The following is a 21,616-nucleotide window of genomic DNA, read 5'->3' on the forward strand; positions in this document are numbered from 1 at the left end:
CCTTCGGCGGGAGAACACCCGCCGCTTCGCCTCCCGCAAAAATCCCTTGTGTGCCGCAAATTTGCCACGCTCGTTAACGATTTTTCACGAACGGGGGTAAATCAGGAGAAGACGATATGTTGCCGACGCAGACCGCCGCCGACACACCTGTCGCCACAACCGCTGGCGATCCTGCCCTGCCCCTGGAGCTGCTGGAGCTCGAACTCTCGCTCGACGGCTTTTCCGGCGACGAGGCCAGCTTCGCCGAAGCGGTGCACAATGCCGCGACCCAGCTCGGCGGCGACTTCCTCTTCGACCTGCCGGCCTCCGGCCTTGCGGAGGATTGCCTGCGCATCGCGGCGCTGCGCGTGCCCAAGGGGGAGGAGGGCGGCCTTGCCGTCGTCTTCGCGCTCCTGGATGCGGAAGGCTCGACCATCCGGGTGGAAAGCCCCGACGAGAAGACGCAGGACCTCAAGCGTTTCGCGGATGCTTTCGTGGACGTTCTCGAGCGCATATGAACCCTTGTCCGCAAGCGCGCGCCGACCTATCTCAGGGGAAGCGAGCGGCTGAGGAGGCAAGGCCATCATGATGACATCGTTAAGACTTTTCGCTCTGGCTTCGGTGGCCGTCCTCGTCGCGGGCTGCCAGACCATGACCCCGGCCGAACGCCGGGCGGCCGACGAGGACAAGTGCGTCTCCTACGGCTTCCGCCGCGGCAGCGAGCGGTTCGCCGAATGCCTGCAGCGCATAGAGCTCGACCGTCGCGCCGACGCCCGCAGCCTGCGCTACAGCAACTACAACTGGGGCTGGGAGCGCCCCGTCTATGTGGTGCGCCCCGTCGTCGTAAGGCCCAAGTCCTGAGGCATCACGCGCGGCTGCCGTTGAAGGCGGCCTGCGCCGCGGCGAGCCGCGCGATCGGCACGCGGAAGGGGGAGCAGGACACGTAGTCGAGCCCTGCCTCCTCGCAGAAGCGGATCGAGGCCGGGTCGCCGCCGTGCTCGCCGCAGATGCCGAGCTTGAGGTCGGCCCGCGTGCGCCTGCCGCGCTCGGCGGCGATGCGGATGAGCTCCCCGACGCCGTCGAAATCGAGCTGCACGAACGGGTCCTGCTCGACGATGCCCTTCTGGATATAGGTCGTCAGGAACGCCGAGGCGTCGTCGCGCGAGATGCCGAAGGTCGTCTGCGTCAGGTCGTTGGTCCCGAAGGAGAAGAACTCGGCCGATTCGGCGATGACATGGGCGCGCAGGGCGGCCCGCGGCAGCTCGATCATCGTGCCGACGAGATAGTCGATCGGGATGCCGCTTTCGGCGATCACGGCCTTCGCAACCCCTTCGATACGCGCCTTCACATAATCCAGTTCCGCCTTGAGGCCGACGAGCGGCACCATGATTTCTGGCACCACGGCGGCTCCCGTCGCCTTCGCCGCCTCCGCCGCCGCCTCGAAGATGGCGCGGGCCTGCATCTCGGCGATCTCCGGATAGGAGATGGCGAGGCGGCAGCCGCGATGGCCGAGCATGGGGTTGAACTCGTGCAGGGTATCGACGCGCCGGCGCAGGACGGCCTCGTCGATTTCGAGCGCCGCCGCCACCTCGGCGATCTCGGCGTCGCTCTTCGGCAGGAACTCGTGCAGCGGCGGGTCGAGCAGGCGGATCGTCACCGGCAGGCCGTGCATGATCTCGAAGAGCTCGGCGAAGTCCGAGCGCTGCATGGGCAGGAGTTTGGCGAGCGCCGCCCGGCGGCCGGCCTCGTCCTCGGCGAGGATCATCTCGCGCATCACGTTGATGCGGCTGCCTTCGAAGAACATGTGCTCGGTGCGGCAGAGGCCGATGCCCTCCGCGCCGAAGGAGCGCGCGGCGCGGGCATCCGCCGGGGTCTCGGCGTTCGTGCGCACCTTCATGCGGCGCGTGCGGTCCGCCCATTCCATGATGCGGCCGAAATCGCCGGAAAGCTCCGGCTGGAGCATGGGGATCTCGCCCTTCAGCACCTGGCCGGACGAGCCGTCGATGGTGATGACGTCGCCCTTCCTCAGCGTCAGCCCCTGGGCGATCAGAAGTTCGTTGCGCAGGTCGACCCGCAGCGTGCCCGCGCCGGAAACGCAGGGCGTGCCCATGCCGCGCGCCACCACCGCCGCATGGCTCGTCATGCCGCCGCGGGTGGTCAGGATGCCTTCGGCGGCATGCATGCCGTGGATGTCCTCCGGGCTCGTCTCGATGCGCACGAGGATGACCTTGCGGCCCTCCTCCTCGGCGTGCACGGCGTCCTCCGAGGTGAAGACGATCTCGCCCGTCGCCGCGCCCGGCGAGGCCGGCAGGCCCGAGCCGATGACGTCGCGGCGCGCGCGCGGGTCGATGGTCGGGTGCAAGAGCTGGTCGAGCGAGGCGGGATCGATGCGCGCGACGGCCTCGCCCTCGCTGATCAGCCCCTCGGTCGCCATGTCGACGGCGATCTTCAGCGCGGCCTTGGCGGTGCGCTTGCCCGAGCGGGTCTGGAGCATCCAGAGCTTGCCGCGCTCGATGGTGAATTCGAGGTCCTGCATGTCGCGGTAGTGCCGCTCCAGCCGGTCGCAGATGTCGCGGAACTCGGCGAAGGCCTCCGGCATCAGCTTCTCCAGCGACGGCCGGTCGGAGCCTGACGCGATGCGCGCCTCCTCCGTGATGTTCTGCGGCGTGCGGATTCCGGCGACGACATCCTCGCCCTGCGCGTTGACGAGGAACTCGCCGTAGAGCTTTTTCTCGCCCGTCGACGGATTGCGCGTGAAGGCGACGCCCGTGGCGGACGAATTGCCGAGATTACCGAAGACCATGGCCTGCACGTTGACCGCCGTGCCCCAGCCGGCGGGGATGTTGTGCAGGTGCCGGTAGGTGACGGCGCGCGCGTTCATCCAGCTTGCGAAGACGGCGCCGATCGCGCCCCAGAGCTGGACTTCCGGATCCTGCGGGAACTCCTCGTCCAGTTCCTCCCGGATCACCTCCTTGTAGCGGGCGATGACGTGCTGCCACTCGACGGCGGAAAGCTCGGTATCCTGCTCGTGGCCGAGCCGGCCCTTCTCGTCTTCGAGGATCTCCTCGAAGACCTCGTGGTCGAGCCCCATGACGACGTCGCCGTACATCTGGATGAAGCGGCGGTAGCTGTCCCAGGCGAAGCGCGCGTCGCCCGCATCGTGGCCGAGCGCCTCGACCGTGCGGTCGTTGAGGCCGAGGTTCAGCACCGTGTCCATCATGCCGGGCATGGAGGCGCGCGCGCCCGAGCGCACGGAAAGGAGCAGCGGCCTTGCCGTATCGCCGAAGGTGCGGCCGGTGATCGCCTCCATGTGGCGGATGCCGGCGCGGACCTGATCCTTCAGGCCTTCCGGCAGCGTGCGGCCGTGCTCGTAATAGTGGTTGCAGGCGGAGGTGACGATGGTGAGGCCGGGCGGCACCGGCAGGCCGAGATTGCACATCTCCGCAAGGTTCGCGCCCTTGCCGCCGAGAAGGTCGCGATCGCCCGCTCCGCCCTCCGCACGGCCCGCCCCGAAGGTATAGACCCACTTCTCCATCGACGCCTCCCCAAATGCGTCCGCGCAATCTACAGGAACTGCATCCCTTTGAAAACGCGGCGCGTTGGGAATTTTGCTGCATTGCATCAATTATGCAACGGCAATGCAACATAACGAGAGGTCGGCGCAGGCCGCATCCGCCGGAGCGCGGCCAGGCCCATGGCTCAGTTTTCCTGGATGGAGAGGCCCTGTTCGTTCAGCTTGATCTCGACGCCGTCCGGCTGCTTCTCCTCCTGCCAGGCATAGTAGGAAAACCCGGCCACCACGACGATGAGGGCGCCGATGATCATGTAAAGTGCGTTTCTGCTCACGTTTGGTCCCCGATTGCGCTGAATGCCTGCAAGAGCGCGCAGGCGCTGATCAATGCGCAAGCGGTCGTTTTGTTCCGAGGAGCCGGTCAGCCGAGCTTCTCGGCGATCCACATCTTGATTAGGGACTGGCGGGTCACGCCCAGCCGGCTCGCCTGCCGGTCGAGCCCTTCCACCACCCAGGCCGGAAAGTCGACATTGACCCGGCGCGTCTCCATGTTCGGACGGCGCGCCCTTGTCCAGTCGACGTCCGCGGCGACATCCCCGCCCTCGTCGAACTTCATGTCGAAATCAGTTGCCTTCATAGTGCTCGATCTCCTGTTCGCGCGCGCGCCGGACCGAAATGATGCGCACATTGTCGCCCCGTCTGACGCACACGGCGGACCAGTGCCGCCCATCGATCCTGCCGACGACGAGGTAGCGCGGCTCGTCGTCGGTCCGGGCGGGTGCTTCTATCAGGCGCTCGTCAAGCCACAGCGCTTGCGCTTCCTCGAAGTCGATACCGTGCTTGGCCTTGTTCGCCTTGCTTTTCTCGGGGGCGCACTCAAAGTTCATGGATAAAAATAGTATAGTAATTATACCATTTCAACTACGACGCCTCGCGCAGCTGCTCGGCTGTCTGGAGGTCCACCGACACCAGCTGCGACACGCCCTGCTCAGCCATGGTGACGCCGAAGAGGCGGTTCATGCGGGCCATGGTGATGGGGTTGTGGGTGATGATGATGAAGCGGGTCTCGGTGGAGGCCGCCATCTCGTCCATCAGGTTGCAGTAGCGCTCGACATTGTGGTCGTCGAGCGGCGCGTCCACCTCGTCCAGCACGCAGATCGGCGCGGGATTGGTGAGGAAGACGGCGAAGATCAGGGCCATGGCGGTGAGCGCCTGCTCGCCGCCGGAAAGCAGCGTCATGGTCTGCGGCTTCTTGCCCGGCGGGCGGGCGAGGATCTCGAGGCCGGCGTCGAGCGGGTCGTCGCTCTCGATCAGCTGCAGCTCCGCCGTGCCGCCGCCGAAAAGGTGGGTGAAGAGGCGCTGGAACTGCACGTTCACCACGTCGAAGGCGGCAAGCAGGCGCTCGCGGCCCTCGCGGTTGAGGCTCTGGATGGCCGAGCGCAGCTTGCGGATCGCCTCGATGATGTCCTCGCGCTCGGCGACGAGGGCGTCGAGCTTCTCGGTGAGTTCCTTCTGCTCCTCCTCGGCGCGCAGGTTGACGGCGCCGAGGCGCTCGCGCTCGATCCTGAGTCGGTCGAGCTCCCGTTCGCGCTCGCGCGGGTCGGGCAGCGGGGCGCCGGCGGGATGGCCCGTCAGCCGCAGCGCCTCGTGCGGCGCGCAATTGAGCGCTTCCCGGATGCGCGCCTCGGCCTCGACGCGGCGCTCGCGGGCGGAGACGAGGCGTTCCTCGGCGCGCCCGCGCGTCTCGCGGGATTCGGCGAGCTGGGAGAGTGCGGTCGCGGCGAGGCGGTCGGCCTCGCGCTGGCGGTTCTCCGCCTCCTGGAGGGCGTCGGCCGCCTCCCTGCGGGCGGCTTCCGCATTGGAAAGGCCGGTCAGCAGCTCGCGGCGCTTCTCCTCGATCTCCTCCGGCGCCTCGGCGAGCTCTTCCATCTCCTCGCGGGCCTCGGCCTCGCGCTCGCGCAGCGTGGCGATGTGGTTCTCGGCATTGGTGGCGCGGCTCTTCCATGTCTCGCGTTCGGCGGAAATGGCCATCAGCCGGCGCCGGCGCTCGGCCATCTCGCGGGCGAGCCCGTCATGGGCGGCGCGGGCCTCGGCGAGCGTCGCGCGGTCGGTCGCGACCTCCATCGTATGGGTGCGAAGGCCAAGGTCGAGATCGGCGAGGTCCGGCGCCTCCTCCAGTGCGGCGCGGGCGTCCTCCAGCGATTCCGCCGCCTCCTCCGCCTGCGCCTCGATCTGCGCCCGCGTCTCGGAAAGCACCGCTCTGCGGCGGATGAGGTCGCCGGAGGCGCGCTCGGCCACTTCCAGCGCCTCGCGGGCCTCGGCGAGCGCGCGGGCGGCACCCCGCTGCGCCTCGCGCGCCGCCTGCTGGCGCTGCGTCTCGGCGCGGATCGCCTCGCCCGCGCGGGCAAGGTCCGCCTCGGCACCGGCAAGGGCGGCGCGGGCGTCGTCCAACTCGGTTTCCAGTTCGGCGAGGCGGTTCTTCTGTTCGAGGCGGAGCGCCGCGGCGCTCGGCGCATCGGCGCCGGTGACGTGACCGTCCCAGCGGAAGACGGCGCCCTTGCGGGTGACGAGCCGCTGGCCGGGCTTCAACTGCGGCAAGAGGGAAAGCGCTTCCTCGACGCTGCCCGCGACGCCGATCTGGGCAAGGCGGCGATGCAGGACTTCCGGCGCACGGACGTGGGCGATCAGCGGGGCAATGCCGGGCGGCAGGGCCGCGTCCTCCGCGCCGTCGCCGGCAAGGCGCCAATGCACGGGCGCTGCGACATCGGCGGGCGAATCGAGATCGTCGCCCAGCGCCGCGCCGAGCGCGGTCTCGTATCCGCGGTCGACATCCACCTCCTCCACCACGGGCGCGAAGGAGCCGCCGGCGGCGCCCGCCTCCAGCATGCGGCGGATGGTGCGCGCTTCCGTCTCGACGCCGGCAAGGCGGGCGCGCGCCGCATCGACGGGGCCGCGCAGGGCCGATTCGGCAAAGCGCGCCTCCTCCAGCGCCTCCTCCACGGCAACGAGCATGTCGCCGGCCGCCTCCAGCGCCTCCTCGGCCGCCTGCACGGCGGCGCGGCGCTCTTGCGGATCGGGCAACGCGGCGATGCGGGCGTCCATCTCCTCCAGCTCGCGCGCCTGCGCATCGAGCTGCTGGCCGAGGCGGAGGTGGCGTTCGGAAAGGTCGCGGATCGCCTTTTCGAGCTGGTTGCGGACGGCCTGCGCCTCGGCGCGCTCGGCCGTGACGGCGGCGAGCGCGGCTTCGCTTTCGGCAAGTTTCGCGGCGGCCTCGTCCATCGTTTCGCGCGCGCCCTCGGCGCGCGCGTCGGCCTCGGCGAGGATTTCGCGGATCTCATCCTCTTCTGCGAGCAGCCGGTCCAGCACGGCGGCATTGTCGGCCACCATGCGCTCCTCGCGGAAAATGTCCTCGGCAAGCTGGGCGAGGCGGCGGGCGAGCTCGTCGCGGCGGCGCAGGAGCCGGGCGGAATCCTCTTCGAGCTGCGCGCGGGCGATCTGGAGGCGCTGGAGGACGGCGGCGAGCTTGGCCTCGTTCTCGCGCAATTCGGGCAGCTTGAGGCTGGCGACAGCCTGGTCCTTGGCGGCCTGCATCTGGGCGTTCGCGCGCTCGGCGACGATCGCGGTCGCCTGGTTGAGCTGGCTTTCCGCCTCGCCTTCCGCCTCCTTGGCCTGCACCCAGCGGATGTGCAGCAGCATCGCCTCGTGGCGGCGGATGTCGGCGGAGAGCGCCTTGAAGCGGTTCGCCTGGCGCGACTGGCGCTTCAGGCTCTCGATCTGGCTTTCGAGCTGCGATGTGACGTCGTCGAGCCGTTCGAGGTTGGTCTCGGCGGCGCGCAGGCGAAGCTCCGCCTCGTGGCGGCGCGAATGCAGGCCGGAGATGCCGGCCGCCTCTTCGAGGAGCTGGCGGCGGGCCTGCGGCTTTGCCTGGATCAGTTCGCCGATGCGCCCCTGCCCCACCATGGAGGGCGAGCGGGCGCCGGTCGAGGCGTCCGCGAAGAGGAGCTGCACGTCCTTGGCGCGCGCCTCCTTGCCGTTGATGCGGTAGATCGAGCCGTTCTCGCGCTCGATGCGGCGCGTCACCTGGATCTCGTCGGCGTCGTTGAAGGCGGCGGGGGCCGTGCGGTCGGAATTGTCGAGATAGAGGCCGACCTCGGCGGTGTTGCGCGCCGGGCGGTTGCCGGAGCCGGAGAAGATGACGTCGTCCATGCCGGACGCGCGCATGTTCTTGTAGGAGTTCTCCCCCATCACCCAGCGCAGCGCCTCGACGAGGTTCGACTTGCCGCAGCCGTTCGGCCCGACGACGCCGGTGAGGCCCCGCTCGATGACGAATTCGGTGGGTTCGACGAAGGACTTGAAGCCGAGGAGGCGGAGCTTGGTGAACTTCATGCCGGGAACGCAGGGCGGATGGAACCACCCCCCTCTGGCCTGCCGGCCATCTCCCCCTCAAGGGGGGAGATCAGCAAGAAGCAAGACCCCTGCTCAACCAGCAGCGTTGGAAATGGGCGAAGCGCTCCTCCATCCAATCTCCCGCCCTGAGGGGGAGATGGCCGGCAGGCCGGAGGGGAGTAAGCCCCGCCCACTGCCGCAAAAGAAAAAGCGGGCGCACGGCTTCCGCCGTCGCCCGCCGAAAATCCGGTCGAAGGATCAGAGCATGCTGTCGATGAGGGCCGACATGGAGTCAACCGACATGTCCCCCGAATAGCGCTTGCCGTTGATCAGGAAGGTCGGGGTCGCTGCGACGCCGAATTCCTTGGCACCGCGTTCGCGTACCGCGTTCACATCATCCAGAAGTTTCTGGTTCGTCAAGCAGGCCTGGAAGCTCTCCTGTGTAAAACCGGCGAGCTTGGACATCTGGAGCAGCGCTTCGCGGCCGTCCTGCGCTCCGGCCCAGGTTTCCTGCTGCTTCATCAGCATGGAGATCATCGGGAAATACTGCGCGGCGTCTGTCAGTTCCGCCGGGTTCTGCGGCTTGCAGCGCGCCAGCATGAAGGCCGCCGCGGCGCGCGGATCGAAGGGGAATTCGCGCAGGATGAAGCGGACCTTGCCGCTGTCGACATACTTCGCCTTGATCGCGTCGAAGGTGTTGTTGTGGAAGGCCGCGCAGTGCGGGCAGGTCGTCGACATGTATTCGATGATGGTGACGGGCGCGTTCGCCTCGCCGAGCGCCATCTCCGGCAGCGCGCCCGGCTTCACCGCCTCCGCCATGTCCACGTCGCCCTCGGCGGACGGGACCTCGACGGACCTGGCCTCGGCGGCAGGCGTCTCGGCCGTCTCGGCGGTGGTCGTGGAGGTCTCGGCCGCGGCGCCCGAGGTGGCCGGCGTCGTGCCTGCGGCTTCGCCGCTCGCCGTCTGGGTGGTTTCGGGAGCCTTGGCGGTCTCCTGCTTCTCATCGGAGCAGGCGGCCAGCGTCACGGCGAGCGCCGCGACGGCGACGCCGGAGAAGAGGCGCTTCATCAGGCTCATTTCGGAAAGGGACATGGTCTCTCCTGTCGGAAGGTATGGAATTCTTGGCCCATTGACGCAATCCGCAAGGAAACCGCGTCACGCTTTTCCCGGAATTGCTCCAGGCACCCCCGTTATACCCGCTTTGGGGCGGGAACAAGCTGTGCGAAGGCCAGTAACTTCAAAGAATTGTGACCGTTCGATGTTTCCCGCCGCGCTAGCGGCGGCGGCCGAGCACGGCCGTGCCGAGGCGCTTCAGCGCCGCCTTCAGCGTGTCGCCCTCGATGCCGTCCACGAGCTCGTCGAGATGGCGTGCGGCATCGCCGGTCAGCGGGCGCGGCTTCGGGCGGCGGCGCGGCGGCGCCGCCACCGGCTTCTGCACGATCTTGACCTGGTTGATCGCCGGAAATCCGAAGAAGCCGTTGATGCGCTGGATGATCTCGCCCTGCTGATGGCTGAGGAAGAGCGCGCGGGCGCCCTCGCAGGCGATCGTCAGCACGCCCGGCTGGTAGCCGCCGCCCTCGCCCGCTATCTCCGAGGCGCGGCGGGGCCAGGAAATGCGCTCGGGACGCGTGCATTCGGCAAATTCCGAGCCTGCGATCTCCTCCCACGAGCCGAGCAGCATGGTGTTGATGCCGGCGCGCTTTGCCAGCACCGGATCGATGAGGTCGTTGGCCACTTCGCTGATCTGGACGATGCCGCGCTGTTTCATCGGTCTGTCTACGACGTCTGCCTCTCGAGGGGTCCGGTTCCGCCGGCAGCCGCCGCGATGCTCGCGACGCAGATGCTGGCCGTGAAGATGAACACGCTATCATAGATGTCGTGCCCGAAGATGATATTCGTCATGCCGCCGAGCGCGTAGGTCAGGACGAGCATGAAGGAAATATAGAGCCGAAGGGCGCCGCCGGAAGCCCTGCGGGCCGAGAAGGAAAGGGCGAGCGGCGAAAGCAGGAGGGCGCCAAGGGCGATGAGGCCCACGACGCCGCCGCCGACCAGCGCCGTCAGGAAGCCGTTGTGAAAATGCGAATAGGGCGCGCCCGTCGCCCTGACGAGGGCAGCGACATGCTGCGGGCCGCTGCCGAGGACGGGATGCTCGGCGAACAGGCGCAGCGCCGCCTTCCAGAGCTCGATGCGCGGGGCATAGGACTTGTCGTCGGTCTGCGGCACCTCCCCGGCGAGGATCGCCGAGGCCCCTTCAAGGCGGCCGACCGCGCCGGAGACATAGAGGGCGACGGCCATGGCCGCGCAGACCAGCCCTAAAAGCAGGGCAACCCGCGCGGCCCCGAGGCTCCGCAGCCTGAACGCCGCGACATAGGCGACGGCGCCGACCAGCGGAAGCGGCGCGACGCCCTTGGTTTGCGACAGGAAGAGGGCGAAGGTCCCGCAGGCGAAGCCGATCCAGGCGAGCCGCTTGCGCCATGCCTGCGGATATTCGCCGTTGAGCAGCGAGACCGACGAGAACAGCGCGCACATCATGGCGAAGGGTATGGCGTTGCCCGCCCCGCCTTCGGCGCGCATACCGAGGAGGAACGTCTGGTAGGCCGCAAGCGGCAGGACGAGGATGCCGCAGAACGCGGCGCCCAGCACGAAGGCGGACAGGATGTCCTCCGGCCGGCTCAGCCGCAGGCGGGAGACGAGGAAGAGGGGCGCGAGGAACAGGGCGAGCGGCGCCAGCTTCAGCAGGGTCTGCCCGGGCGTCAGGGGCGATCCGGGCAGATTGACCGCCGCGCTCACGCAGGCGGCGAGGATGTAGGCGAATGCCGCAAGCGAGAACAGGACGTTCGGCCGGTCCAGCGACAGCCGGAAGCGCCCGCCGAGAACCGACACGATCGCCCACAGGGCGCTGCCCGCCGCGATGACGGTCACGATGGAGCCGGCAATGCCCGCGCCGGCACCGAAAATTATCGCGGCCCAGCGGTTGTTTTTGTCGGCAAGCCCTATATTCACGTGACGCTCCGAATGTCTCTGTGGTCGAGAAGCCGCGGTTAGATAGCCGAGGCCAGGCTGGCGGTCTACAGAATGCACATGCAAAACGACGCGATGTCCGATCTTCTCCTTGCCTGGTACGACCGGCATCACCGCGACCTGCCCTGGCGGGTGAGCCCGCCGATGGCGGCGCGCGGCATCCGGCCCGATCCCTATAAGGTCTGGCTTTCCGAGGTCATGCTGCAGCAGACGACGGTGCAGGCGGTCAAGGCCTATTTCGCGCTCTTCACGGCCCGCTGGCCGACCGTGGCGGACCTCGCCGCGGCAGACACCGAGGACGTTATGAAGTCCTGGGCGGGCCTCGGCTACTACGCCCGCGCCCGCAACCTCAAGAAATGCGCCGAAGCCGTCGCCTTCGAGCACGGCGGCGTGTTCCCCGACACCGAGGAGGGGCTGAAGGCGCTGCCCGGCATCGGCGACTATACGGCCGCCGCCATCGCGGCCATCGCCTTCGACCGCAGGAGCGCGGTGCTCGACGGCAATGTCGAGCGCGTCGTCTCCCGCCTTTACGCGGTCGAGACGCCGCTTCCGGCGGCCAAACCCGCGATGCGCGCGCTTGTCGCCGCCATGACGCCGGACGACCGGCCGGGCGATTTCGCCCAGGCGATGATGGACCTCGGCGCGACGATCTGCACGCCGCGCCGCCCCGCCTGCGCGCTCTGTCCCTTCAATGCGGCCTGCCGCGTGCTCGGCCGCGAGGACCCGGAGCTCTATCCGCGCAAGGCCGCCAGGAAGGAAAAGCCGGTCCGTCTCGGCGCCGCCTTCGTCGCCGAGGACGAGACGGGCGCGATCCTCCTGCGCAAGCGGGCGACAAGCGGCCTTCTCGGCGGCATGACGGAGGTGCCGGGCAGCCCCTGGACGGCGCGCGCCGACGGCGAGACCGGCCCTGCCGCCGCCCCCTTTCCCGCCGAGTGGAAGGCCTGCGGCACCGTCACCCATGTCTTCACGCATTTCGAGCTGCGCCTTTCCGTCTACCGCTCCACGGTGCCGCGCGATGCCGGCGCGGGCGAAGGATGGTGGCAGCCGAAGGACACGCTCGACGGCGAAGCGCTGCCGACCGTCATGAAGAAGGCCATAAGGCAAGCGATACCCGACGCATTTCAAAAGGCGAGGAAAGCATGAGCACCATCGAAATCCGGCACATCGTCTTCGACATCGGCAAGGTGCTGATCCACTACGATCCGCATATACCCTTCACCCGCCTCATCCCGGACGATGCGGAGCGCAACTGGTTCTTCGCCAATGTCTGCACGCACGACTGGAACCTGGAGCAGGACCGCGGGCGCGACTGGGTGGAGGCGGAGGCCCTTCTCATCGCCGAGCACCCCGACCGCGTCGAGCATATCCGCGCCTTCCGCAAGCACTGGCACGAGATGGTCTCCCACGCCTATGTGGAGAGCGTCGCCATCATGGAGACGCTGATCGCGGAGGGCCGGGACGTGACGATGCTCACCAATTTCGCGGCCGACACGTTCCGGGAGGCCCGCAAGCTCTTCCCCTTCCTCGACATGCCGCGCGGGGTGACGGTCTCCGGCGAGATCGGCCTCATCAAGCCGGACCTTGCGATCTACGAGAAACACGCCCGCGATTTCGGCCTGGCGCCGGCCCACACGCTCTTCATCGACGACAGCCCGGCCAATGTCGTCGGCGCCCGGCTCGCCGGCTGGAACGCCGTGCAGTTCACCGACCCGGAAAAGCTGAAGGCCGACCTTGCGGCCCACGGCATCACGCTCTGAGCGCCGCCGCCAAAACCGAAACGCCCGGAGCCTTGCGGCTCCGGGCGTTTTCGCATTTCCGGGACTGAAGGTACAAAAACCGGAAAGGCGATATCCGGCCTGCCCGGCCGGTTGATCGGCCCTGGCTTTCCGCAACGATTTCCGTTGCTTGGCCTGATGTAGTTGCCCAATCACAGTAAGCGCCCGATGGTTAACATCAGCTGAATCCGCGCTATCGAAGTTGGGGAGAGGCAGGGCCGGAAACCGCCCCGTACAAAAAGCCGCAGCCCCCGGCGCAGGGACACCGGAGGCCGCAGCTGGAGAAGGAGCGGATAGTCGGTCGCCGGCCTATTCGAGGCCGGCCATTTGCGAGCGCACGACGGCGCGCAGCGCGTCGATCGGCTTCAGCTCGGCCCCGTCGGCATAGTGCCAGAAGGTCCAGCCGTTGCAGGCGTCGAGGCCCTGCACCTTCGCACCGACGCGGTGGATGGAGCCCGCCTCGCCGCCGGCGGCAAGCGTGCCGTCGGCGCGCACGATGGCGCTGTGGCGGCGCCGCGCGTCCGTCAGCACCGTGCCGGGCTGGAGCAGGCCGCTCTCGATGAGCGTGTTGAAGGCGACGCGCGGCTCGGCCTTCCTGCCGCTCATGACGGACAGCGTGCCGCTGCCGAGCGGCTCGACCGCCTCGATGCGCTCGCGGGCGGCGTCGATATAGGCCTGCTCGCGCTCGATGCCGACGAAATGGCGGCCGAGGCGCTTTGCGACCGCGCCGGTCGTGCCGGAGCCGAAGAACGGATCGAGCACCACGTCGCCGGGCTTGGAGGAGGCCATGAGGATGCGGGCGAGCAGCGCTTCCGGCTTCTGCGTCGGATGCACCTTCCTGCCGTCCGCGTCCTTCAGGCGCTCGCCGCCGTTGCAGATCGGGAAGAGCCAGTCCGAGCGCATCTGCACGTCGTCGTTGGCGGCCTTCATGGCGTCGTAGTTGAAGGTGTAGCCCTTCGCCTTCGGATCGCGCGTCGCCCAGATCAGCGTCTCGTGCGCGTTCTGGAAGCGGCGGCCCTTGAAGTTCGGCATCGGGTTGGTCTTGCGCCAGACGATGTCGTTGAGGATCCAGAAATTGAGGTCCTGCAAGGTCGCGCCGACGCGGAAGATGTTGTGGTAGGAGCCGATGACCCAGATCGTGCCGGAGGGCTTCAGCACGCGGCGGCAGGCGAGCAGCCAGGCCCTCGTGAAGGCGTCGTAGGCCTCGAAGGAGGCGAACTGGTCCCAGGCGTCGTCGACGGCGTCGACCAGCGACTGGTCCGGCCTGTGCAGCATGCCGCCGAGCTGGAGGTTGTAGGGCGGATCGGCGAAGATGACGTCGACGGACTGGTCGGGAAGGGCGTCGAGCGCCGCGACGCAATCCCCCTTGATGATCGTGTCGAGCCAGCCGCTCCTGCGGGGCGAACGGGAGACGTCTGCAAGCGAAAGGACAGATGGCATGTGATACTCGCTGATACGCTTACTCGGAACTGAACTGGCGCTCATGGTTACCGAAGATGGTTACCAAAGGCTGAAAGCTTTGAAGAAAAAGCGAAAACCGCGAGCGGGGATTTCCGGCTGGCGCGACGGCGCGGGAGAGGATCGCCCCTCATCCGCCTGCCGGCACCTTCTCCCCGCAAGCGGGGAGAAGGGGAAAGACGCACCGTTTTCCCGAAGGCGTTCCCGTCTGCGGGAAGCCCTCGGCCACACCCCTCCCGGCTACGCCGCGTGAAACGCCCGGCTGTCCTCCGGCGCCTCGTCGCGGTCGCCAAGGCCGTAGTCGCGGACGACGCCGGCGATGCGCAGGCGGTAGGCGTCGAAGACGCCGTGGCGACCGAGGGACTGGGCGGCGCGGTGCTGCTCGCCGTTGCGCCACGCCTTCACCGCCTCCTCGTCGCGCCAGAAGGAGAGCGAGAGCAGCCGCGCCGGGTCCGTCAGGCTGCGGAAGCGCTCGATGGAGATGAATCCGTCGACGTCGTCGAGCAGCGGGCGAAGGTCGCGCGCCATGCCGAGATAGAGTTCCATGCGGCCCGGCGCCGGCACCACCTCGAAGATGACGGCGATCATGGCGCCACCTTCGGCGCATGGGGCAGCGAGACGTTCTTCAGGAAGATGCGGTCCTCCTTGAGGATGAAGCGCTCGCGGCGGGCGAAGTCGTAGTTCTCGCGGCCGAGCGGATCGGCGGCAAGGCGCGCGCGATAGGCCTCGTAGGCGGCCAGGCTCTCGACGGCGTAGACGCCGTAGGCCGTGGTGGCGGAGCCCTCGTGCGGGCCGAAATAGCCGATGAGATCGGCCCCGCAGCGCGGGATCGCCTCGCCCCAGTTGCGGGCATAGGCGGCGAAGGCATCCTTGCGGAATGGGTCGATCTCATAGCGGATGAAGCAGGTTATCATCGTCGTCTCCTCGTTTGCGGCGATCCCTTTATCCCGCATTGCCGGACGCCAATGCTTCGGTTATCATCGAAGTATGAAAGAAGGACCGGACATTTCCCAGATCGGCGCCCTGATCGGCGATCCCGCCCGTGCCAACATGCTGACCGCGCTGATGGGCGGGCAGGCGCTGACGGCGAGCGAGCTTGCCGGCGCGGCCGGCATCACCCTGCAGACCGCGAGCGCCCATCTTTCCAGGCTGGAAGGCGGCGGGCTCATCGCCCAGCGCAAGCAGGGCCGGCACCGCTATTTCGCGCTCGCCGACGACGAGGTGGGGCTGCTGCTCGAAGGCATCATGGGCTTTGCGGCGAGCCGCGGGCTCTTGCGCACCCGCCCCGGCCCGAAGGACCCGGCGCTGCGCAAGGCGCGGGTCTGCTACAACCACCTCGCCGGCGATTTCGGCGTGCGCATGCTGGACCGGCTGGTCGCCGGCGGCGACGTGACGCTCGACGGGGACGAGGCTGCCCTGACGCCTTCGGGCGAGGCGCGCGTCGCGTCGCTCGGCATCGACGTGGCCGCCCTCAAGGCGCAACGCCGCCCTGTCTGCCGCACCTGCCTCGACTGGAGCGAACGGCGCTCGCACCTTTCCGGCTCGCTCGGCGAGGCGCTGCTTTCCCGCTTCATCGCCGACGGCTGGGCCAGGCGCGAGAAGGACAGCCGCGCCATCCGCTTCACCAGCGAGGGCGAGCGGACGTTCATGGCGCTGTTTCCGTGAGGGATGGCAGGCTGCCCCTCATCCCGCTGCCGCGACCTTCTCCCCGCAAGCGGGGAGAAGGGACATTACCTCCCCGTTTTCCCGTGGCAGAGCATCGCCACCTCCCCCTTCACCCCGCTTGCGGGGAGACGGTGCCGGCAGGCGGATGAGGGGCAATCACATTCCAAAACCCGCCGCCGCATAGCTCTTCCGCCGAATCGGCAATTGTCCCGGACAGCCCTTTCGTGTAGGGAACCGGCGGCTTTACGGGCGCGTGCGCCCCATCCTTCTCCCGCAGTTCCGGACCGACGGCCTTGCCGGAATTGCCTCTTTGAAAGACAGCAGGTCATGGACGGTTTCGATCTCATCATCTTCGACTGCGACGGCGTTCTGGTCGATTCGGAAATCATCGCGGCACAGGTGGAATCACGGCTGCTCACCGAGGCGGGCTACCCGATCGGCGCCGAGGAGATGGGCGAGCGCTTCGCCGGCATGACCTGGCACAACATCCTGCTCGCCATCGAGCGCGAGGCCTCCATTCCCCTCTCCGCCTCGCTTCTCGAGAAGTCGGAGAAGCTGCTCGATGCGCGGCTCGCCGAGGAGGTGCAGGTGATCGACGGCGTCAAGCTGATGCTCTCGCGCATCCGCAAGCCCTACTGCATCTGCTCGAATTCCGCCTCGCACCGCCTGGACATGATGCTCTCGAAGGTCGGGCTCAAGGAGATCTTCGCCCCGCACGTCTATTCCGCCAAGGACCTCGGCCCCGATCGCGTGAAGCCGAAGCCGGACATCTTCCTGCACGGCGCCCGGCAGTTCGGCGCCGATCCGGCGCGCACGCTGGTCATCGAAGATTCGGTGCACGGCATCGCCGGCGCCCGCGCGGCCGGCATGCGCGTCGTCGGCTTCACCGGCGCCTCGCACACCTATCCCTCCCACGCCGACCGCCTGACGGAGGCCGGCGCGGAAACCGTGATCGCGCGCATGGGCGAGCTGCCGGGCGTCATCGCGGCGCTGGCGGAGTGGCAGGAGGCGATTTGAGGCAGTAGGCAGTAGGCAGTAGGCAGTAGGCAGTAGGCAAAATGCCCTTGCCAATCCCTATTGGCTACTGCCTAATTCCTAATTCCTAATTCCTAATTCCTAATTCCTCAATTCCGCTTCCTTGCCGGGCCGTCCTCGAAGCCGACATAGACCTTCGTGAAGCCGCCGGAGCCGCCCGGGATGGCGACGTTGTCCTGGGTGAAGATGAACTGGCCCGCCCCGCCGTTGGCCGGGATCGTGACCGGGAACTGCACGAGCTCGGAATAGAGCGACGTGCTGCCGTCCATGACGGCGACGCGGATCGGCACGGTCACGGTGCCGCTGGCGCCCGCCGGACCGGTGACGATACGGCCCTGCACCATGACGGTCATGACGAGCTGGTTCTCGTTCAAAACGCAGCGGCGCGTCGTATCGGCGAGCGTCACCTGATAGGCGAGGTTCTGCGGATCGTCCTTGGCGCCCCTGCCGTAGCGCTGCAGCACGGCGGTGCCGTCACGCAGGTAGACCTGCGGGCAGGATCCCTGCACGACGGCCGTCCCCGTCTGCTGCTGATGGGCGGTCTCGACGCCGGACGGATCGCTCGTCACGCCGAGATCGGCCGGTTTGTCCGTCTGGTTGCAGCCGGCGACGACGGCGAGGAGAGAGATGCCGAGAAAGCGGCGGATGGTCATTCCAAACACGTTACGTTCTACCCCTGCGATCAGGCCCCGCCCCCGGCGTCCAAGCCTTCGGAACTCGTTTAGCGGGCCTTTTCACGACCCTAGGCGATGGTCTATAGCAGCGGCGCGGCGAAAAATCGATTGTCGAATGAAACCGCGCGCAGAATTTCGGAAAGGCCCGTGCCAACGGGCGGATGCAACGGCATTGCCACGACCTGCCGCAAAGAGACCTGCGGCGTCCGTGGCTTTCGGGTAGGGTCGCAAGGACGATGGCGGAACGGCGAGCGAACGGCCGGCTCATGGCGCTCTACCCCGACAAATCCAAGGACGTGTGAACGTGGACTATGTTTCGACGCGGGGCGAGGCCCCTTCCCTCGGCTTCTCCGATGCGCTCCTGGCGGGCCTTGCCCGCGACGGCGGCCTCTACGTGCCGCGCGAGTGGCCGGCCTTCTCCAAGAAGGAGATCCGGGCGCTGCGCGGGAAATCCTACCAGGAGACCGCCTTCACCGTTCTCTGGCCCTTCGTGGAAGGCGACATTCCGGCCGACAGGTTCCGGGCGATGATCGACGAGGCCTATGCCACCTTCCGCCATCCGGCGGTCGCGCCGCTGGTGCAGACGGGCCCGAATTCCTTTGTCCTCGAACTTTTCCACGGCACGACCCTCGCCTTCAAGGACGTGGCGATGCAGCTGCTCGCCCGCCTGATGGACCATGCGCTCTCGGCCCGCGGCGAGCGCGCCACCATCGTCGGCGCCACCTCGGGCGATACGGGGGGCGCTGCCATCGACGCCTTTGCCGGGCGCGAGCGTACCGACATCTTCATCCTCTTCCCGGAGGGCAAGGTCTCCCCGGTGCAGCAGCGCCAGATGACCACCTCGACGCAGAAGAACGTGCACGCGCTCGCCGTCAGGGGCAACTTCGACGACTGCCAGGATCTCGTCAAGGCGATGTTCAACGACACGAAGTTCCGCGACCGGACGAAGCTCTCCGGCGTCAACTCGATCAACTGGGCGCGCATCATGGCCCAGATCGTCTATTACTTCACGACCGCCGTCGCGCTCGGCGGGCCGGACCGCAAGGTCTCCTTCACCGTGCCGACCGGCAATTTCGGCGACATCTTCGCCGGCTACGCCGCCAAGCGCATGGGCCTGCCGATCGGCAAGCTCATCATCGCCACGAACGAGAACGACATCCTCGCCCGCACGCTGAAGACCGGCCGCTACGAGATGAGGGGCGTGAAGGCCACCACCTCGCCCTCCATGGACATCCAGATCTCCTCCAATTTCGAGCGCCTGCTGTTCGAGGCCCACGGGCGCGACGCGGGCGCCGTGCGGCGTGCGATGGACAGCCTCAAGCAGTCGCGCGCCTTCGACATCGAGGAGCGCGCGCTGAAGGCCATCGGCAAGGAGTTCCGCGCCGGCCGCGCCTCGGAAAAGCAGGTCGCCCGGACGATCCGCAAGACGCTGGAGGAAACGGGCTACCTGCTCGACCCGCATTCGGCGATCGGCGTCTTCGTCGCCGCAAAGCACGAGAAGGCGAACGCCCCCATGGTGACGCTCGCCACCGCCCACCCGGCCAAATTCCCCGCCGCAGTAAAATCGGCGAGCGGTATTGACCCGGCGCTTCCGACGTGGCTTGCTGACCTCATGCAAAGGGAGGAGCGGTTCGACGTCCTCAATGCGGAACTCGATGCGGTGGAAGACTTCATCGGGAAACATACGCGGGTTCGAGACTAGAAACGCAGAAAGTGCGCATGATGAAAGTTGAGTGCACCCGGCTTCCATCCGGGTTGACCGTGGTGACGGAGAACATGCCCCATCTCGAGAGCGTGGCTCTCGGCGTATGGATCAAGTCGGGCTCACGCAACGAAACCACGGACGAGCACGGCATCGCCCATCTTCTGGAACACATGGCCTTCAAGGGCACCGAGCGCCGCTCCGCCCGCCAGATCGCCGAGGAAATCGAGAATGTCGGCGGCGAGGTCAACGCCGCCACCTCGACGGAAACCACCTCCTACTACGCCCGCGTGCTGAAGGACCATGTCCCGCTCGCGGTGGACATCCTCGCCGACATCCTGACGGAATCGGTCTTCGACGAGGAGGAGCTTCGCCGCGAGAAGCACGTCATCCTGCAGGAGATCGGCGCGGCGAACGACACGCCGGACGACGTCGTCTTCGACAAGTTCTCCGAGGTCGCCTATCGCGACCAGATCATCGGCCGCGCCATCCTCGGCACGCCGCAAACCGTGCTCTCCTTCACGCCCGGCGAGATCCGCAACTACCTCGACCGCAACTACACGACGGACCGCATGTTCGTCGTCGCGGCCGGCGCGGTGAACCACGACGAGTTCGTCCGCCAGGTCGAAAGCCGCTTCTCCACGCTGCCGACCGCCCCGAAGGTCTCGCCCGTCTTCGAGCCGGCGCGCTATACCGGCGGCGACGTGCGCGAGACGCGCGACCTCATGGACGCGCAGGTCCTGCTCGGCTTCGAGGGCAAGGCCTACCATGCCCGCGACTTCTACTGTTCGCAGATCCTCGCCAACATCCTCGGCGGCGGCATGTCCTCCCGCCTCTTCCAGGAGGTGCGCGAGCACCGGGGCCTGTGCTACTCGATCTACGCCTTCCACTGGGGCTTTTCCGATACCGGCATCTTCGGCATCCACGCCGCGACCGGCGGCGAGAACCTGCCCGAGCTGATGCCGGTGATCTTCGACGAGCTGAAGAAGTCCTCCGAGCATATCGAGCAGCAGGAAATCGAGCGCGCCCGCGCCCAGATCCGCGCCCAGCTGCTGATGGGCCAGGAAAGCCCCGCCGCCCGCGCCGGCCAGATCGCCCGCCAGATGATGCTCTACGGCCGTCCGATCCCCAACGAGGAACTGATGGAGCGCCTCGCCGGCATCACCATCGAGCGGCTCACCGACCTTGCCGGCCGGCTGTTCTTCGACACGGCGCCGACGATCTCGGCGATCGGCCCGCTGGAGCACCTCGTTCCGGCCGGCGACATCACGCGCTCGCTGTCGCGCGGAACCGTGCCGGAGCGCGCGGCGAGCTGAGGCCGCGCCCAAAACAAAACCCGCCTTGCGGCGGGTCGTAGCTTTGCCATCGAGGACGCGTGCCGGTTTGGGGGAAACCGTGCGGCGCCTTCTTCCTGAAAATCGCCTCAGCCGAGGACCAGCAGGCCCTTCACGGCGGACTGGATGTTGGCGCGCGAGATGCCGAGGTCCTGGAGGGCGCGGTCGTCGAGGGCGCTGAGTTCGCGGACGGCGCGGCGGTCGGCGACGGACTTCTTGAGCTTTGCGAAAACGTTCATGATCAACTCCTTTGTGTTGACCAATAGATAGTCGATCCGCTGCCTGGAAAAAATGCATATGCTTGCACCGTAGGCATGCGTCTTTCGCATAACGAGGCCGCCGGGCGGCTCCCGGCACCATTTGACGCCGGCGCGCCTCTCGGCATAGTCTCGCCCGAAAGGCAGGCCACGGATCGGCGTGCGCGGAGGACGAATGGCAAGGTCGGTTTTTCGGTTTCTGTCGCGGCAGTCCGACACCGTCGAACTTGCCAGCAGCCGGCACCTGCTCCGCCTTCCCCGCTTCCAGGACTATCGGCAATGGTACGCGCTGCGCTCGGAGAGCCGGCGCTTCCTCGAACCGTGGGAGCCGACATGGCGGAGCGACGAGCTCACGGAAAGCTCCTTCCGCGCCCGGGTCATCAGGAACGAACAGGAATTCGCCTCCGGCCAGGCCGTGCCGCTCCTCATCTTCACGCGCGAGGAGAAGACGCTGCTCGGCGGGCTCACCATCGGCTATATCCGGCGGGGCGCGGCGCAATGCTGCATGATCGGCTACTGGATGGGCGAGCGGCATGCCGGCCAGGGCCACATGTTCGGTGCCCTAAATCTGGCCATACCCTATATCTTTTCGAGCCTTCAGTTGCACCGTATCGAGGCAGCCTGTATTCCAGACAACACGAGAAGCATCCGTCTCCTTGAAAAGGCCGGCTTTCGGCAGGAAGGCTACCTTCGGGAGTATCTGAAGATAAACGGGGAGTGGCGCGACCACGTGATGTTTTCGCTTCTGGCGGCCGACAGACGGCCGTAGGCGGCACCGAGGACGCGGCAGGACTGGGCAGTACCTAAGGACAATGCACT

Annotated in this window: 22 protein-coding genes; 9 read left to right on the forward strand and 13 right to left on the reverse strand. The window is 67.5% G+C overall.

Features of this window, described 5'->3' with window-relative positions; all coding sequences use genetic code 11:
- Window positions 1–116: 116 nt before the first annotated feature.
- Window positions 117–497, forward strand: a complete 381-nt coding sequence (locus tag ACIIOY_RS02845) for a hypothetical protein (protein ID WP_411033109.1) — start codon at window positions 117–119, stop codon at window positions 495–497.
- 67 nt (window positions 498–564) lie between these two features.
- Window positions 565–840, forward strand: coding sequence for a hypothetical protein (locus ACIIOY_RS02850; protein WP_411033110.1), 276 nt, complete (start codon window positions 565–567; stop codon window positions 838–840).
- A 4-nt stretch (window positions 841–844) separates the two neighbouring features.
- Here the strand turns inward: ACIIOY_RS02850 and ppdK are convergent, their stop codons facing one another.
- The 8 genes from ppdK to ACIIOY_RS02890 form a co-directional block, all read right to left on the reverse strand.
- On the reverse strand, window positions 845–3,514 hold the full coding sequence (gene ppdK, locus ACIIOY_RS02855; RefSeq protein WP_411033111.1) for a pyruvate, phosphate dikinase: 2,670 nt from the start codon (window positions 3,512–3,514) through the stop codon (window positions 845–847).
- A gap of 164 nt (window positions 3,515–3,678) precedes the next feature.
- On the reverse strand, window positions 3,679–3,825 hold the full coding sequence (locus ACIIOY_RS02860) for a hypothetical protein (protein WP_411033112.1): 147 nt from the start codon (window positions 3,823–3,825) through the stop codon (window positions 3,679–3,681).
- Between the two features lie 86 nt (window positions 3,826–3,911).
- A complete protein-coding gene (gene brnA / locus ACIIOY_RS02865; RefSeq protein ID WP_411033113.1) occupies window positions 3,912–4,127 on the reverse strand; it encodes a type II toxin-antitoxin system BrnA family antitoxin in 216 nt (71 codons plus the stop codon).
- Window positions 4,114–4,377: a BrnT family toxin gene (locus ACIIOY_RS02870; RefSeq protein ID WP_411033114.1), complete on the reverse strand. Its 264-nt coding sequence runs from the start codon at window positions 4,375–4,377 to the stop codon at window positions 4,114–4,116. Before ACIIOY_RS02870 ends, brnA begins: the two co-directional genes overlap by 14 nt.
- 34 nt (window positions 4,378–4,411) lie before the next feature.
- Window positions 4,412–7,876, reverse strand: coding sequence for a chromosome segregation SMC family protein (locus tag ACIIOY_RS02875; protein WP_411033115.1), 3,465 nt, complete (start codon window positions 7,874–7,876; stop codon window positions 4,412–4,414).
- A gap of 258 nt (window positions 7,877–8,134) precedes the next feature.
- Window positions 8,135–8,968: a DsbA family protein gene (locus tag ACIIOY_RS02880; protein ID WP_411033116.1), complete on the reverse strand. Its 834-nt coding sequence runs from the start codon at window positions 8,966–8,968 to the stop codon at window positions 8,135–8,137.
- 181 nt (window positions 8,969–9,149) lie between these two features.
- Window positions 9,150–9,644 carry a DUF721 domain-containing protein gene (locus ACIIOY_RS02885; protein ID WP_411033117.1) on the reverse strand — a complete coding sequence of 165 codons (495 nt, stop codon included), beginning with the start codon at window positions 9,642–9,644 and terminating at the stop codon, window positions 9,150–9,152.
- A gap of 8 nt (window positions 9,645–9,652) precedes the next feature.
- Window positions 9,653–10,879 (reverse strand): O-antigen ligase family protein, encoded by a 1,227-nt coding sequence (locus tag ACIIOY_RS02890; RefSeq protein ID WP_411033118.1) that lies wholly within the window; start codon window positions 10,877–10,879, stop codon window positions 9,653–9,655.
- 72 nt (window positions 10,880–10,951) lie between these two features.
- Between ACIIOY_RS02890 and mutY the strand changes: the two genes are divergently transcribed.
- Window positions 10,952–12,040, forward strand: coding sequence for an A/G-specific adenine glycosylase (gene mutY, locus ACIIOY_RS02895; protein WP_411033119.1), 1,089 nt, complete (start codon window positions 10,952–10,954; stop codon window positions 12,038–12,040).
- Window positions 12,037–12,654 carry an HAD family hydrolase gene (locus ACIIOY_RS02900; RefSeq protein WP_411033120.1) on the forward strand — a complete coding sequence of 206 codons (618 nt, stop codon included), beginning with the start codon at window positions 12,037–12,039 and terminating at the stop codon, window positions 12,652–12,654. Before mutY ends, ACIIOY_RS02900 begins: the two co-directional genes overlap by 4 nt.
- A 327-nt stretch (window positions 12,655–12,981) precedes the next feature.
- Here ACIIOY_RS02900 and ACIIOY_RS02905 read toward each other — a convergent pair whose 3' ends face one another.
- From ACIIOY_RS02905 to ACIIOY_RS02915, 3 genes are all read right to left on the reverse strand, one after another.
- Complete coding sequence (locus ACIIOY_RS02905) at window positions 12,982–14,112, reverse strand: site-specific DNA-methyltransferase (protein ID WP_411033121.1); 1,131 nt, start codon at window positions 14,110–14,112, stop codon at window positions 12,982–12,984.
- A gap of 258 nt (window positions 14,113–14,370) precedes the next feature.
- On the reverse strand, window positions 14,371–14,718 hold the full coding sequence (locus tag ACIIOY_RS02910; RefSeq protein ID WP_411033122.1) for an antibiotic biosynthesis monooxygenase family protein: 348 nt from the start codon (window positions 14,716–14,718) through the stop codon (window positions 14,371–14,373).
- Complete coding sequence (locus ACIIOY_RS02915; RefSeq protein WP_411033123.1) at window positions 14,715–15,044, reverse strand: NIPSNAP family protein; 330 nt, start codon at window positions 15,042–15,044, stop codon at window positions 14,715–14,717. The genes ACIIOY_RS02910 and ACIIOY_RS02915 overlap by 4 nt, the downstream gene beginning before the upstream one ends.
- Window positions 15,045–15,117: 73 nt before the next feature.
- On the opposite strand from ACIIOY_RS02915, the gene ACIIOY_RS02920 reads away from it, so the two are divergent.
- Entirely contained in the window at window positions 15,118–15,795 is a 678-nt protein-coding gene (locus ACIIOY_RS02920; RefSeq protein WP_411033124.1) for an ArsR/SmtB family transcription factor, read from the forward strand.
- A gap of 327 nt (window positions 15,796–16,122) precedes the next feature.
- Window positions 16,123–16,812, forward strand: coding sequence for an HAD family hydrolase (locus ACIIOY_RS02925; protein ID WP_411033125.1), 690 nt, complete (start codon window positions 16,123–16,125; stop codon window positions 16,810–16,812).
- Window positions 16,813–16,919: 107 nt separating this feature from the next.
- Here ACIIOY_RS02925 and ACIIOY_RS02930 read toward each other — a convergent pair whose 3' ends face one another.
- Window positions 16,920–17,483, reverse strand: a complete 564-nt coding sequence (locus ACIIOY_RS02930) for a hypothetical protein (protein ID WP_411033126.1) — start codon at window positions 17,481–17,483, stop codon at window positions 16,920–16,922.
- Window positions 17,484–17,808: 325 nt separating this feature from the next.
- Here ACIIOY_RS02930 and thrC point away from each other — a divergent pair, with 325 nt between their 5' ends.
- Together thrC and ACIIOY_RS02940 are read left to right on the forward strand one after the other, a co-directional pair.
- Window positions 17,809–19,206 (forward strand): threonine synthase, encoded by a 1,398-nt coding sequence (gene thrC / locus ACIIOY_RS02935; protein ID WP_411033127.1) that lies wholly within the window; start codon window positions 17,809–17,811, stop codon window positions 19,204–19,206.
- A 17-nt stretch (window positions 19,207–19,223) separates the two neighbouring features.
- Window positions 19,224–20,522 (forward strand): M16 family metallopeptidase, encoded by a 1,299-nt coding sequence (locus ACIIOY_RS02940; protein WP_411033128.1) that lies wholly within the window; start codon window positions 19,224–19,226, stop codon window positions 20,520–20,522.
- A 107-nt stretch (window positions 20,523–20,629) separates the two neighbouring features.
- Here ACIIOY_RS02940 and ACIIOY_RS02945 read toward each other — a convergent pair whose 3' ends face one another.
- Window positions 20,630–20,779 (reverse strand): DUF1127 domain-containing protein, encoded by a 150-nt coding sequence (locus ACIIOY_RS02945; RefSeq protein WP_411033129.1) that lies wholly within the window; start codon window positions 20,777–20,779, stop codon window positions 20,630–20,632.
- Between the two features lie 193 nt (window positions 20,780–20,972).
- Here ACIIOY_RS02945 and ACIIOY_RS02950 point away from each other — a divergent pair, with 193 nt between their 5' ends.
- Entirely contained in the window at window positions 20,973–21,566 is a 594-nt protein-coding gene (locus tag ACIIOY_RS02950; RefSeq protein WP_411033130.1) for a GNAT family N-acetyltransferase, read from the forward strand.
- The last annotated feature ends 50 nt before the right edge of the window (window positions 21,567–21,616 follow it).

Source organism: Shinella agrisoli, from assembly GCF_046557955.1.
GTDB lineage: Bacteria > Pseudomonadota > Alphaproteobacteria > Rhizobiales > Rhizobiaceae > Shinella.

What these genes read in the sequence shown, in the direction of transcription:
- ACIIOY_RS02870 (WP_411033114.1), bottom strand. Translation starts at nt 4,377, where the DNA reads ATGAACTTTGAGTGCGCCCCCGAGAAAAGCAAGGCGAACAAGGCCAAG.
- ACIIOY_RS02885 (WP_411033117.1), bottom strand. Translation starts at nt 9,644, where the DNA reads ATGAAACAGCGCGGCATCGTCCAGATCAGCGAAGTGGCCAACGACCTC.
- mutY (WP_411033119.1), top strand. Translation starts at nt 10,952, where the DNA reads ATGCACATGCAAAACGACGCGATGTCCGATCTTCTCCTTGCCTGGTAC.
- ACIIOY_RS02945 (WP_411033129.1), bottom strand. Translation starts at nt 20,779, where the DNA reads ATGAACGTTTTCGCAAAGCTCAAGAAGTCCGTCGCCGACCGCCGCGCC.
- ACIIOY_RS02925 (WP_411033125.1), top strand. Translation starts at nt 16,123, where the DNA reads ATGGACGGTTTCGATCTCATCATCTTCGACTGCGACGGCGTTCTGGTC.
- ACIIOY_RS02875 (WP_411033115.1), bottom strand. Translation starts at nt 7,876, where the DNA reads ATGAAGTTCACCAAGCTCCGCCTCCTCGGCTTCAAGTCCTTCGTCGAA.
- ACIIOY_RS02930 (WP_411033126.1), bottom strand. Translation starts at nt 17,483, where the DNA reads ATGACCATCCGCCGCTTTCTCGGCATCTCTCTCCTCGCCGTCGTCGCC.
- ppdK (WP_411033111.1), bottom strand. Translation starts at nt 3,514, where the DNA reads ATGGAGAAGTGGGTCTATACCTTCGGGGCGGGCCGTGCGGAGGGCGGA.
- brnA (WP_411033113.1), bottom strand. Translation starts at nt 4,127, where the DNA reads ATGAAGGCAACTGATTTCGACATGAAGTTCGACGAGGGCGGGGATGTC.
- ACIIOY_RS02900 (WP_411033120.1), top strand. Translation starts at nt 12,037, where the DNA reads ATGAGCACCATCGAAATCCGGCACATCGTCTTCGACATCGGCAAGGTG.
- ACIIOY_RS02910 (WP_411033122.1), bottom strand. Translation starts at nt 14,718, where the DNA reads ATGATCGCCGTCATCTTCGAGGTGGTGCCGGCGCCGGGCCGCATGGAA.
- ACIIOY_RS02920 (WP_411033124.1), top strand. Translation starts at nt 15,118, where the DNA reads ATGAAAGAAGGACCGGACATTTCCCAGATCGGCGCCCTGATCGGCGAT.
- ACIIOY_RS02940 (WP_411033128.1), top strand. Translation starts at nt 19,224, where the DNA reads ATGATGAAAGTTGAGTGCACCCGGCTTCCATCCGGGTTGACCGTGGTG.
- ACIIOY_RS02880 (WP_411033116.1), bottom strand. Translation starts at nt 8,968, where the DNA reads ATGTCCCTTTCCGAAATGAGCCTGATGAAGCGCCTCTTCTCCGGCGTC.
- ACIIOY_RS02850 (WP_411033110.1), top strand. Translation starts at nt 565, where the DNA reads ATGATGACATCGTTAAGACTTTTCGCTCTGGCTTCGGTGGCCGTCCTC.
- ACIIOY_RS02905 (WP_411033121.1), bottom strand. Translation starts at nt 14,112, where the DNA reads ATGCCATCTGTCCTTTCGCTTGCAGACGTCTCCCGTTCGCCCCGCAGG.
- ACIIOY_RS02915 (WP_411033123.1), bottom strand. Translation starts at nt 15,044, where the DNA reads ATGATAACCTGCTTCATCCGCTATGAGATCGACCCATTCCGCAAGGAT.
- ACIIOY_RS02845 (WP_411033109.1), top strand. Translation starts at nt 117, where the DNA reads ATGTTGCCGACGCAGACCGCCGCCGACACACCTGTCGCCACAACCGCT.
- ACIIOY_RS02950 (WP_411033130.1), top strand. Translation starts at nt 20,973, where the DNA reads ATGGCAAGGTCGGTTTTTCGGTTTCTGTCGCGGCAGTCCGACACCGTC.